This is a genomic window from Reyranella sp. (assembly GCF_004297265.1).
Classification (GTDB): domain Bacteria; phylum Pseudomonadota; class Alphaproteobacteria; order Reyranellales; family Reyranellaceae; genus Reyranella.
Genome location: NZ_SCUT01000054.1, coordinates 89,802 through 101,116 on the forward strand (window position 1 = coordinate 89,802; position 11,315 = coordinate 101,116).

Sequence of the window (11,315 nt, forward strand, 5' to 3'; positions counted from 1 at the left end):
GTACGCCGATCTGATCACCTTCTTCACGACCAACTGGCTGGGCATGGCGATCGTCATCCTGGCGCAGTGCCTTGCGGTGACCGTGCCGCTTCTGGTGGCCGTCGCCTACATGACCTATGTCGATCGCAAGGTCTGGGCCTCGATCCAGCTTCGCCGCGGTCCCAACGTGGTCGGTCCGTTCGGTCTGCTGCAGCCCTTTGCCGACGGCCTGAAGCTCGTGCTCAAGGAGACGATCGTCCCGTCGAGCGCCAACGGCATCCTGTTCGTCATCGCGCCGATGATTGCCTTCATGACGGCGCTGGTCGCCTGGGCGGTCGTTCCGTTCGACAACGGCTGGGTCATTGCCGACATCAACGTCGGCATCCTCTATCTCTTCGCCATTTCCTCGCTGGGCGTCTACGGCATCATCATCGCCGGCTGGGCCTCGAATTCGAAGTACGCCTTCCTGGGCGCGCTGCGCTCGGCGGCGCAGATGGTCTCATACGAGGTTTCGATCGGCTTCGTGCTGATCACCGTCCTGCTCTGCGTCGGCTCGCTCAACCTGTCGCAGGTCGTGCTGGCCCAGTCCGGCTGGTTCTGGAACTGGTTCTGGCTGCCCCTGCTGCCGATGTTCGTGATCTTCTTCATCTCCGCGCTGGCGGAGACGAACCGCACGCCGTTCGACCTGCCGATGTCGGAAGCCGAGCTGGTGGCGGGCTTCCACACCGAGTATTCGGCCATGACCTTCGGCCTGTTCTTCCTCGGCGAATACGCCAACATGATCCTGCTCTCGGCCCTGGGCGCGGTTCTGTTCCTGGGCGGCTGGCATTCGCCGATCCCCTATGCGCCGTTCACGCTCGTGCCGGGCGTGGTCTGGTTTGCCCTCAAGATCGCGTTCCTTCTGTTCATCTTCAGCTGGACCAAGGGCACTCTGCCTCGCTACCGCTATGATCAGCTGATGCGGCTGGGCTGGAAGGTGTTCCTGCCGGTGTCGCTGGGCTGGGTCGTCCTCACCGCTGCCGTCCTGACGTTCGGCGGCTGGCTGCCGAAGCCCTAGGAGCAATCGCCAATGGCTTCCCTCGATCGTACCGCGCGCGCTTTCCTGCTCTCCGAGCTGGTGGCGGGCTTTGCCCTCACCCTGAAATACATGTTCAAGCCCAAGGTGACGGTGAACTATCCCTACGAGAAGGGCCCGCTCAGCCCGCGCTTCCGCGGCGAGCATGCGCTGCGCCGCTATCCGAACGGCGAGGAACGCTGCATCGCCTGCAAGCTCTGCGAGGCGATCTGTCCGGCGCAGGCCATCACCATCGAGGCCGAGCCGCGCGACGACGGCAGCCGGCGCACGACGCGCTACGACATCGACATGACCAAGTGCATCTATTGCGGCTTCTGCCAGGAAGCCTGCCCGGTCGATGCGATCGTGGAGGGGCCGAACTTCGAGTTCTCGACCGAGACGCGCGAGGAGCTCATGTACAACAAGGACAAGCTGCTCGCGAACGGCGACCGCTGGGAGACCCTGATCGCGGCGAACCTCCACTCCGAAGCGGCGTATCGCTGAGCCGGACGGGGGAGAGAAACAGATCATGATACTCCAGGCCCTGGCCTTCTACGTCTTCGCCGCGATCACGGTGGCTGCCGCCGCCATGGTCGTGGTGTCGCGCAATCCCGTCTATTCGGTGCTGTTCCTGATCCTCGCGTTCTTCAACGCGGCGGCGCTGTTCCTGCTGATCGGCGCCGAGTTCATCGCGATGATCCTGGTCATCGTCTACGTCGGCGCGGTCGCGGTGCTCTTCCTCTTCGTGGTCATGATGCTCGACATCAACCTGACGGAGTTGAAGGAGGGTTTCCTCGCGTACTTCCCGGTGGGCGCGCTGATCGGCGCGGTGCTGTTCGCGGAGCTGCTGCTGGGCGTCGGCATCATCGGCAGCGGTTCGACGACGGTCGCGGGGCTGAATGCCCACGGCGCGCAGGTGATGGCGGTCGACAATACGCGTGCCATCGGTCGGGTGCTCTATACGCAGTACTTCTACCTGTTCCAGGTCGCCGGGCTGGTGCTGCTGGTCGCCATGATCGGCGCCATCGTGCTCACGCTGCGCAGCCGGCCGGGCGTCCGCCGCCAGCGCGCGGTCGAGCAGATCAACCGCACCAAGGAACAGTCCGTCACCGTGGTCAAGGTGCCGACGCGGGGAGGGGTGTGATGACCATCGGGCTGGGCCACTACCTCGCCGTCGCCGCCGTGCTGTTCACGATGGGCATCCTCGGCATCTTCCTGAACCGCAAGAACGTCATCGTCATCCTGATGTGCGTCGAGCTGATGCTGCTCGCGGTGAACATCAACCTGGTGGCCTTCTCGGTCTTCCAGGGCAATGTCGTGGGACAGATCTTCGCCATGCTGGTGCTGACCGTGGCCGCCGCCGAGGCGGCGATCGGCCTGGCGATCCTGGTGGTCTACTTCCGCAACCGCGGAACGATCGCCGTCGAAGACATCAATGCGATGAAGGGCTAGGGGCGCGCTCACCATGGATCTCGCCATCAAGCTCATCGTCTTCCTGCCGCTGGTCGCGGCGGCGATCGCCGGTCTGTTCTGCCGCGTGATTGGTGCCCGCCCGGCGCAGATCGTGACCTGCGCGGCGCTGCTGATCGCGGCGGCCCTCTCGGTCTTCGTCTTCGTCAAGATCGGTTTCGGCACCGAAAAGCTGCTCGTCGTGAAGCTGTTCTCCTGGATCGACTCGGGAACGCTCGACATCGCCTGGGCGCTGCGCGTCGACACCTTGACCGCCGTCATGCTGATCGTGGTCACCGGCGTGTCGTCGATGGTCCACATCTATTCCATCGGCTACATGGAGGACGATCCCAGCATCCCGCGCTTCATGGCGTATCTCAGCCTTTTCACCTTCTTCATGCTGATGCTGGTGACGGCCGACAACCTCGTTCAGCTCTTCTTCGGCTGGGAAGGGGTGGGCCTGGCCTCCTACCTGCTGATCGGTTTCTGGTACGACAAGCCCTCGGCCAATGCCGCGGCCATGAAGGCCTTCATCGTGAACCGCGTCGGCGACTTCGGTTTCGCGCTGGGCATCTTCGCCGTCTGGATGCTGTCGGGCTCGGTCGGCTTCGAGGAGATCTTCGGCAAGGCGCCGCAGATGGCGCAGATGCGCATCCAGTTCCTCGGCATGGACCTGCCGGCGCTCGAGACCGCCTGCCTGCTGCTGTTCGTCGGCGCGATGGGCAAGTCGGCCCAGCTCGGCCTGCACACCTGGCTGCCGGACGCCATGGAGGGCCCGACCCCGGTGTCGGCGCTGATCCACGCGGCCACCATGGTGACCGCCGGCGTCTTCATGGTCTGCCGCCTGTCGCCGCTGTTCGAGCTGGCGCCGACCGCCTCCGCGGTGGTGACGCTGATCGGCGCCGCGACGGCCTTCTTCGCCGCGACGGTCGGCCTGACCCAGTTCGACATCAAGCGGGTCGTCGCCTATTCGACCTGCAGCCAGCTCGGCTACATGTTCTTCGCCTGCGGCGTGGGCGGCTACTCCGCCGCCATGTTCCATCTCACGACGCACGCCTTCTTCAAGGCGCTGCTGTTCCTGGGCTCGGGCTCGGTGATCCACTGCCTCCATCACGAGCAGGACATGCGCAAGATGGGCGGCGTGCGTGAGAAGGCGCCCCAGACCTTCATCCTGATGTGGGTCGGTACGCTCGCGCTGTCGGGCATCGGCATCCCGTTCATCCTGGGCAACGGCCTGGGATTCGCGGGCTTCTACTCGAAGGACATCATGCTGGAGTCGGCCTTCGGCGTTCACACGACGGTGGGCGCGATCGCCTTCTGGCTGGGCGTCATCGCGGCGTTCATGACGGCCTTCTATTCGACCCGCCTGATGTTCATGACCTTCTACGGCAAGTACCGTGGGGACCATCACACCTGGGATCACGCCCATGAATCGCCGATGGTCATGATGATCCCGCTCTATGTGCTGGGCATCGGCGCCGCCTTCTCAGGGCTCGTCGGCTACGACTGGTTCGTCGGCCACGACTGGCATGCCTTCTGGGGCCATTCGCTGGCCGTGAAGGCCACGGAAGAGGTCCTGCATCACGCCCACGAAGTGCCGCTGTGGGTGAAGCTGCTGCCGCTGGTACTGGCGATCTCGGGCATCGTGCTCAGCTACTACTACTACGTCGTTCGCACCGACCTGCCGGAGCGTACCGTCAAGCGGTTCCCGGGCCTGCACGCGCTGTTCTACAACAAGTGGTACTTCGACGAGCTCTACGACGCCGTGTTCGTGAAACCCTCACTGGCGATCGGCCGCTTCCTCTGGAAGAAGGGTGATGGTGCCACGATCGACGGGCTCGGCCCCGACAATGTCGCCGCGCGGGCGCAGGACATGGCGGGCGTGCTGATGCGCTTCCAGAGTGGCTATCTCTATCACTACGCGTTCGTGATGCTGGTCGGTGTCGCCGGTCTCGTCACCTATTTCATGCTGTCGGCGAGGTAAGGCCCCCGATGTCGAGCTGGCCCATCCTCTCCCTGGTCACGTTCCTGCCGCTGGTGGGGGCGCTGTTCTGCCTGATCGTCAACGGCCCGAAGGAGGCCGTCGACCGCAACTGCCGCAGCGTGGCGCTCGTCACCACGACGGTAACCTTCCTGATCTCGCTGCTCCTCTGGATCCGCTTCGATCCGACCAAGGCGGGCTTCCAGTTCGAGGAGAAGGTCGCCTGGGTACCGGCGCTGAACATCGGCTACCATGCCGGCATCGACGGCATCTCGCTGTTCTTCGTGCTGCTGTCGACCCTGCTGACGCCGATCTGCATCCTGGCGAGCTGGGAATCGATCAAGGTCCGCGTCAAGGAATACATGATCGCGTTCCTCGTGCTCGAGACCTTCATGGTCGGCATGTTCTGCGCGCTCGACCTGACGCTGTTCTACATCTTCTTCGAAGGCGTCCTCATCCCGATGTTCCTGATCATCGGCGTTTGGGGCGGCAAGCGGCGCGTCTACGCGGCCTTCAAATTTTTCCTCTATACGCTGCTCGGCTCGGTGCTGATGCTGCTGGCGATCATCGCCGTCTACTGGCAGGTCGGCACGACGGACCTGCCGACGGTCATGGAGAAGCTCGACCTGCCGTTCACCTGGCAATGCTGGCTGTGGCTGGCCTTCTTCGCCTCGTTCTCGGTGAAGGTGCCGATGTGGCCGGTCCACACCTGGCTGCCGGATGCGCACGTCGAGGCGCCGACCGCGGGCTCCGTCATCCTGGCCGGCGTGTTGCTGAAGATGGGCGGCTACGGCTTCCTGCGCTTCTCGATCCCGCTGTTCCCCGAGGCGACGCAGTACTTCGCGCCGCTGGTCTTCGGCCTGTCGATCGTGGCCGTGATCTACACCTCGCTGGTCGCGCTGGTGCAGGAGGATATGAAGAAGCTGATCGCCTATTCGTCGGTCGCCCATATGGGTTTCGTGACGATCGGCGCCTTCGTCATGAACATGCAGGGCGTGCAGGGTTCGATCTTCCAGATGCTGAGCCACGGCATCGTGTCGGCCGCGCTCTTCCTCTGCGTCGGCGTGGTCTACGACCGCATGCATACCCGCGAGATCGCGGCCTATGGCGGCCTCGTGCATCGCATGCCGCGCTATGCCTTCACCTTCCTGTTCTTCACCCTGGCAAGCGTGGGGCTGCCCGGCCTGTCCGGCTTCGTCGGCGAGTTCCTGGTTCTGCTCGGCGCCTTCAAGGCCAATACCTGGGTGGCGTTCCTGGCCGCGACCAGCCTGATCCTGGGCGCCGCCTACGCGCTCTGGCTCTATCGCAAGATCGTCTTCGGCGAGCTCACCAAGGACTCGCTGAAGGGCATCCTCGACATGAACCGGCGCGAGATCGCGATCTTCCTGCCGCTCGTGCTGCTGACGATCTGGATGGGCGTCTATCCCAATTCCTTCCTCGACCCGATGGCACCGGCCGTGGACAAGCTGATCGGCGACTATCAGGCGGCCTTGAAACTCGCCCGCACCGCGGCTCTGGTGCCGTGAGCGGCCGGGAGTAATGAACATGATTGTCGGTCTCGAATCCTGGACCCTGGCCCGCCCCGAACTCTTCCTTGCCGCAGCCACCGCGCTGTTGCTGGTCTACGGCGTCGTCCGGGGCGAAATCGCCACGCCGTTCGTGTCGGCGGCAACCTCGGTCGCCCTGCTGGTGACGGCGGCGCTGTTGTTCCTGCCGTATCGTGAGGGGACGGCCTTCTCCTCGCTGTTCATCGTCGACCGGCTGACAGCGACCATGAAGTCGATGGTGCTGGTGGGCTCCGCCTTCGCCATCCTGATGTCGCGCGCCTATTTCGAGCAGGCCAAGGCCTGGCGCTTCGAGTATCCGCTGGTGGTCGCCCTGGCGACGCTCGGCATGATGCTGATGATCTCGGCCAACGACCTGATGGCGCTCTATGTCGGCCTCGAGCTGCAGTCGCTGGCGCTCTACGTCATCGCCGCGTTCCAGCGCGACAGCGTGCGTTCGACCGAAGCGGGCGTGAAGTACTTCGTCCTGGGGTCGGTCGCCTCGGGCATGCTGCTGTTTGGCTCGTCGCTGATCTACGGCTTCTGCGGCGGCACGGCCTTCGTCCAGATCTCGGGCGCGCTGGCCGACGGTCGCGCAACGGAGATCGGGGTGATCATCGGCCTGGTGTTCGTGGTTGCGGGCCTCGCCTTCAAGGTTTCGGCCGTCCCCTTCCACATGTGGACGCCGGACGTCTACGAGGGTGCACCGACGCCGGTGACGGCGCTGTTCGCCGTGGCACCCAAGATCGCTGCAATGTCGCTGCTGGTGTCGGTCCTGATGGGTCCGTTCAAGCCGCTGTTCGCGCAGTGGCAGCAGATCATCGTCGTGGCCTCTGTGCTCTCGATGGCGCTGGGCGCCTTCGCCGCGCTGCGCCAGCAGAACATCAAGCGCCTGATGGCCTATTCGTCGATCGGCAACGTCGGCTACATCCTGTTGGGTGTCGCCAGCGGCACCGAGAAGGGCATCCAGTCGGTGGTCTTCTACCTCGCCATCTACCTGGTCATGACGCTCGGTGTCTTCGCCACCATCCTGATGATGAAGCGCCGCAACATCATGGTCGAGCAGGTCTCCGACCTCGCAGGCCTCGCGCGAAGCCAGCCGATGATGGCGCTCGGTATGCTGATCTTCATGTTCTCGCTGGCCGGCATTCCGCCTCTGGCGGGCTTCTGGGGCAAGCTCTACATCTTCATGGCAGCGGTCGAAGCCAAGCTGTTCGTACCGGCGGTGCTGGGCGTGCTCGCCTCCGTCGTGGCCTCATATTATTACCTGCGCATCGTGAAGGTGATGTACTTCGATGAGCCGGCTGAGGCGATCGACCGGCCGGCCTTCGGCGTCAATCGCGTGGTGGCGCTGGCGGCGGCTTTCCTGATCGCCATCTTTTCCCTGGTTCCCCAGCCTCTCAGCCTGATCGCCGAAGCGGCCGCCAAGGGCCTGTTCCCGTGACCGCGATGCCCGTCCTTCCGGACGGGTGGACGTTGGTCGCGCTCGAAAGCGTCGGCAGCACCAACGACGAGGCCACCCGGCTGGCCGACGCCGGCGCCCCCGAGGGCACGGTCGTCTGGGCGCGCGAGCAGTCGGGTGGCCGCGGTCGCCGCGGTAGAAACTGGGCGTCGCCGGTCGGCAATCTCTACAGTTCCACGATCCTGCGGCCTGCTTGCATGGCGCAGCGCGCCGCCGAGCTGGGCTTCGTCGCCGCCCTTGCGGTGGGCGACCTCGTGCCGGCGGATCGCAGCGTCCGCCTGAAATGGCCCAACGACGTGCTCGTAGACGGCGGCAAGGTCGCCGGGATCCTGCTGGAGAGCGCGATCGGCCAGGACGGGCTGGTCGAGCATGTCGTGGCCGGCATCGGCGTGAACGTCGCCTTCGCGCCGCAGCTTCCCGAGATGCGCTATCCCGGCGCGGCGCTGGGCGGGACGGTTGAGGCGGCGCTGGAAGGGCTCACGCGCGCACTGGCGACGCGGTTGGCGCAATGGCGCCGGGACGGGTTCGAGACCATCCGGGGGGAATGGCTGGCCAAGGCGGGACCTCTTGGGATTGAGGTCGACGTGCGGCTGGGCGACGGACTGGTCAGAGGCCGGTTCGCCGGGCTGGACCGCGAGGGCGCTCTCCTGCTGGATACAGCGGAAGGGCCGCGCAAGATCGTGTCGGGTGAATTGCTGGGCCGGGCGGCCTGAGGAGAGGGCGGGATGCTGCTTGCCATCGACGTTGGCAACACCAACTCGAAGTTCGCTGTGTTCGACGGCGAGAGGCTCGTGTCGCAGTTCCGGTTGCGGACGGAATCGAAGCGCACGGCCGACGAATATGCGGCCTGGCTGACGCAGCTCATGCACCTGCAGGGGTTCGATCCGGAGTCGATCAAGGGCGCGATCCTGGCGAGCGTGGTGCCGCAGGTGAATGCTCATATCCGCCGTCTGTGCGAGACATACTTCAAGACGAAGCTCCTGATTGTCGGCGAGCCCGACTGCGAGCTTGGCATCAAGGTCCTGATCGACCGGCCGCAGGATGCCGGGCCCGACCGCCTGGTCGGCATCATTGCGGGTTACAAGAGGCATGGAGGGCCGCTGATCACGATCGATTTCGGCAGCGCCACCACCTTCGACCTCGCGGACAAGGACGGCAATTTCGTCGGTGGCGTCCTCGCGCCGGGCGTCGAGCTGACGATCGAGTCGTTCTACTTGATGACCGCACGTCTGCCGCGTATCCGGGTCGAGAAGCCCGCTCAGGTGATCGGCAAGGCGACGGTCCCGGCGATGCAGTCAGGCATCTTCTGGGGGTATGTCGGCCTCATCGAGAGCCTGATCAAGCGCATCCGGGCCGAGTACGGCGAGCCCATGAAGGTGGTCGCAACGGGCGGATTGGCCAACGTCTTCAAGGACGAGATCGGCCTGTTCGACGCGATCGAGCCCGACCTGATGTCGCTCGGCCTGCTGGAGATCTGGCGGCGCAACCGCGAATGACGGTTCCATCGAACGACGAGCTGCTGTTCCTGGCCCTCGGTGGGGCCGGCGAGATCGGCATGAACCTCAACCTCTACGGCACGGCCGGCAAGTGGCTGATGGTCGATCTCGGCATCGGTTTTGCCGACAGCACGATGGCCGGGGTCGAGGTGGTGATGCCGGATCCGGAGTTCATCGTGGAGCGCCGCGAGGACCTCGTCGGCATCGTTCTGACCCACGCCCACGAGGATCACCTCGGCGCCGTCGCCGATCTCTGGCCGCGGCTGAAGGCGCCGGTCTATGCGACGCCGTTCGCCGCCTCCGTCCTGAAGCGCAAGCTGATCGATGCGAGCCTGCGGGACCAGGTGCCGGTCACCGAAATCCCCCTGGGCGGCAAGTTCAGCCTCGCGCCGTTCGAGCTCGAGATGATCACCATGACTCATTCGATCCTCGAGCCGAATGCGATGGCGATCCGCACGAAGTTCGGCACGGTGTTCCATACCGGCGACTGGAAGATCGATCCCGAGCCGCTGCTGGGCGACCTCACGGACGAGGCCATGCTGAAGCGCATCGGCGACGAGGGCGCGCTCGCCATGGTCTGCGACAGCACCAACGTCTTCGTCGAGGGCGAGGCGGGTTCGGAATCGAAGGTCCGTGCCAACCTCGAAAAGCTCGTCCGGGGGCACACGGGCAGGGTGGCCGTGACCTGCTTCGCTTCCAACCTCGCCCGGGTCGAGAGCATCGCGCTGGCTGCGATCGCGGCCGGCCGGCACCCGGTCCTGTCGGGTCGCGCGCTCACGCGGATGCTCGAGGCCGCGCAGGAATGCGGCTACCTGCTGGATTTCCCCGAGTGTGTTCCCGAGAAGCAGGCGGGCTACCTGCCCCGCGACAAGGTGCTGTTCATCTGCACCGGCAGCCAGGGTGAGCCGCGCGCCGCCATGTCGAAGCTGGCGGGCGGCGAGCATCGCGACCTGGTCCTCGAGACCGGCGACACCGCCATCTTCTCGTCGAGGGTCATCCCCGGGAACGAGCACTCCGTCGGCCGTCTGCAGAATGCCCTCATGGCCCGCGGCGTAAAGGTCATCACCGACCGCGAAGCCGAAATCCACGTGTCGGGCCATCCGGCGCGGGACGAGCTGGTTCGGGTCTATCAGTGGGTCCGGCCCAGGATCGCGCTGCCGGTGCATGGCGAGGTTCGGCACATGATCGAGCATGCCGAACTGGCGCGGGCCTGCCAGGTGCCGGAAACGGTCGTGGCGCCCAACGGCACCCTGGTCCGGCTGGCGCCGGGGCCGGCCGAGATCATCGACCACGTCTTTTCCGGCCGGCTGGCCCGCGACGGCGACGGATTGATCCCGCTCGACGGGGAATCGCTGCGCGAGCGGCGCAAGCTCCTGTGGAACGGCGCGGCGGCGGCGACGCTGGTGGTCGACAAGAGGGGCAAGCCGCTCGCGCCCCCCAAGGTCTCGTTGCGCGGCATCGACGACGCGGACGGCGAGCTGGAGGCGGCCATCGTGGACGCGCTGTCCGAGATGCTGGCCGACCTCAACTCAGCCGAACGCTCGGACGACCGGCGCATCGAGGAGGCGGCCCGCCAGGCCGTCCGGCGCGTCGTGCGGGCGCACCTCGGCAAGAAGCCGTTGACGGACGTGCACATCGTCCGCATCTAAAGGCTGCGCAGCCGCTGGAGAAGACCATGATCGGACGCCTCAACCATATCGCGATTGCCGTGCCCGACCTGGCCAAGGCGAGCGAGCTCTACCGCACCGTCATGGGCGCCAAGGTGAGTGCGCCCAAGGAGCAGCCGGCGCATGGCGTGACAGTGGTCTTCGTCGAGCTGCCCAACACCAAGATCGAACTGCTGCATCCGCTGGGCGAGAAGTCGCCGATCGCCAATTTCCTCACCCGCAATGCCGACGGCGGCATCCACCACGTCTGCTACGAGGTCGAGGATATCTATGCCGCTCGCGACCAGCTGAAATCGCAGGGTGCGCGCGTACTGGGCGACGGCGAGCCCAAGATCGGCGCCCACGACAAGCCCGTGCTGTTCCTGCATCCCAAGGACTTCACCGGCACGCTGATCGAACTCGAACAGGTCTGAGGAGCGCCGCGCCATGGGCTGGGCCACCGGCGTCATGGTCTACTTGGTGATCTGGTGGATTGCGCTGTTCATGGTGCTGCCGCTGGGCGTCCGGAGGGTCGAGAATCCGGGCAGGGGCCAGGAGCGGGGCGCCCCGGAGCGGCCGGATCTGATTCGCAAGGCCATCATCACGACCATCGTCGCGGCGGTGCTGTGGCTCGCCTTCTACGGATTCTACCAGCTCGACCTGCTGAGCTTCCGGCGGCTCGAGGGATCCTGACCCGCCAGATC

General features: G+C 65.4%; 12 protein-coding genes. All 12 read left to right on the top strand.

Features of this window, described 5'->3' with window-relative positions; all coding sequences use genetic code 11:
- Positions 1 to 10: 10 nt before the first annotated feature.
- Genes nuoH through EPO41_RS24365 form a run of 12 tightly spaced genes read left to right on the top strand, consistent with a single transcriptional unit; the run spans position 11 to position 11,304 of the window.
- A complete protein-coding gene (gene nuoH, locus EPO41_RS24310; RefSeq protein ID WP_296331327.1) occupies positions 11 to 1,036 on the top strand; it encodes an NADH-quinone oxidoreductase subunit NuoH in 1,026 nt (341 codons plus the stop codon).
- 12 nt (positions 1,037 to 1,048) lie between these two features.
- Positions 1,049 to 1,537, top strand: a complete 489-nt coding sequence (gene nuoI, locus EPO41_RS24315; protein WP_295136846.1) for an NADH-quinone oxidoreductase subunit NuoI — start codon at positions 1,049 to 1,051, stop codon at positions 1,535 to 1,537.
- A gap of 25 nt (positions 1,538 to 1,562) precedes the next feature.
- Positions 1,563 to 2,177, top strand: coding sequence for an NADH-quinone oxidoreductase subunit J (locus EPO41_RS24320; protein ID WP_296331023.1), 615 nt, complete (start codon positions 1,563 to 1,565; stop codon positions 2,175 to 2,177).
- Entirely contained in the window at positions 2,177 to 2,485 is a 309-nt protein-coding gene (gene nuoK, locus EPO41_RS24325) for an NADH-quinone oxidoreductase subunit NuoK (RefSeq protein ID WP_296331027.1), read from the top strand. Before EPO41_RS24320 ends, nuoK begins: the two co-directional genes overlap by 1 nt.
- A gap of 13 nt (positions 2,486 to 2,498) precedes the next feature.
- Positions 2,499 to 4,466, top strand: coding sequence for an NADH-quinone oxidoreductase subunit L (gene nuoL / locus EPO41_RS24330; protein WP_296331031.1), 1,968 nt, complete (start codon positions 2,499 to 2,501; stop codon positions 4,464 to 4,466).
- An 8-nt stretch (positions 4,467 to 4,474) separates the two neighbouring features.
- Entirely contained in the window at positions 4,475 to 5,989 is a 1,515-nt protein-coding gene (locus EPO41_RS24335) for an NADH-quinone oxidoreductase subunit M (protein ID WP_296331034.1), read from the top strand.
- 19 nt (positions 5,990 to 6,008) lie between these two features.
- The gene (nuoN, locus tag EPO41_RS24340; RefSeq protein WP_296331038.1) at positions 6,009 to 7,451 is read left to right on the top strand and encodes an NADH-quinone oxidoreductase subunit NuoN; all 1,443 of its coding nucleotides are present in this window, start codon (positions 6,009 to 6,011) and stop codon (positions 7,449 to 7,451) included.
- 5 nt (positions 7,452 to 7,456) lie between these two features.
- Positions 7,457 to 8,182 carry a biotin--[acetyl-CoA-carboxylase] ligase gene (locus tag EPO41_RS24345; RefSeq protein ID WP_296331039.1) on the top strand — a complete coding sequence of 242 codons (726 nt, stop codon included), beginning with the start codon at positions 7,457 to 7,459 and terminating at the stop codon, positions 8,180 to 8,182.
- Positions 8,183 to 8,194: 12 nt separating this feature from the next.
- Positions 8,195 to 8,965, top strand: a complete 771-nt coding sequence (locus EPO41_RS24350; protein WP_296331042.1) for a type III pantothenate kinase — start codon at positions 8,195 to 8,197, stop codon at positions 8,963 to 8,965.
- Positions 8,962 to 10,614 carry a ribonuclease J gene (locus EPO41_RS24355; protein WP_296331045.1) on the top strand — a complete coding sequence of 551 codons (1,653 nt, stop codon included), beginning with the start codon at positions 8,962 to 8,964 and terminating at the stop codon, positions 10,612 to 10,614. Before EPO41_RS24350 ends, EPO41_RS24355 begins: the two co-directional genes overlap by 4 nt.
- Positions 10,615 to 10,640: 26 nt before the next feature.
- Positions 10,641 to 11,045, top strand: coding sequence for a methylmalonyl-CoA epimerase (gene mce, locus EPO41_RS24360; RefSeq protein WP_296331047.1), 405 nt, complete (start codon positions 10,641 to 10,643; stop codon positions 11,043 to 11,045).
- 13 nt (positions 11,046 to 11,058) lie between these two features.
- Positions 11,059 to 11,304 (top strand): DUF1467 family protein, encoded by a 246-nt coding sequence (locus EPO41_RS24365; protein ID WP_296331050.1) that lies wholly within the window; start codon positions 11,059 to 11,061, stop codon positions 11,302 to 11,304.
- The last annotated feature ends 11 nt before the right edge of the window (positions 11,305 to 11,315 follow it).

What these genes read in the sequence shown, in the direction of transcription:
- nuoI (WP_295136846.1), top strand. Translation starts at nt 1,049, where the DNA reads ATGGCTTCCCTCGATCGTACCGCGCGCGCTTTCCTGCTCTCCGAGCTG.
- EPO41_RS24320 (WP_296331023.1), top strand. Translation starts at nt 1,563, where the DNA reads ATGATACTCCAGGCCCTGGCCTTCTACGTCTTCGCCGCGATCACGGTG.
- nuoK (WP_296331027.1), top strand. Translation starts at nt 2,177, where the DNA reads ATGACCATCGGGCTGGGCCACTACCTCGCCGTCGCCGCCGTGCTGTTC.
- nuoL (WP_296331031.1), top strand. Translation starts at nt 2,499, where the DNA reads ATGGATCTCGCCATCAAGCTCATCGTCTTCCTGCCGCTGGTCGCGGCG.
- EPO41_RS24335 (WP_296331034.1), top strand. Translation starts at nt 4,475, where the DNA reads ATGTCGAGCTGGCCCATCCTCTCCCTGGTCACGTTCCTGCCGCTGGTG.
- nuoN (WP_296331038.1), top strand. Translation starts at nt 6,009, where the DNA reads ATGATTGTCGGTCTCGAATCCTGGACCCTGGCCCGCCCCGAACTCTTC.
- EPO41_RS24345 (WP_296331039.1), top strand. Translation starts at nt 7,457, where the DNA reads ATGCCCGTCCTTCCGGACGGGTGGACGTTGGTCGCGCTCGAAAGCGTC.
- EPO41_RS24350 (WP_296331042.1), top strand. Translation starts at nt 8,195, where the DNA reads ATGCTGCTTGCCATCGACGTTGGCAACACCAACTCGAAGTTCGCTGTG.
- EPO41_RS24355 (WP_296331045.1), top strand. Translation starts at nt 8,962, where the DNA reads ATGACGGTTCCATCGAACGACGAGCTGCTGTTCCTGGCCCTCGGTGGG.
- mce (WP_296331047.1), top strand. Translation starts at nt 10,641, where the DNA reads ATGATCGGACGCCTCAACCATATCGCGATTGCCGTGCCCGACCTGGCC.
- EPO41_RS24365 (WP_296331050.1), top strand. Translation starts at nt 11,059, where the DNA reads ATGGGCTGGGCCACCGGCGTCATGGTCTACTTGGTGATCTGGTGGATT.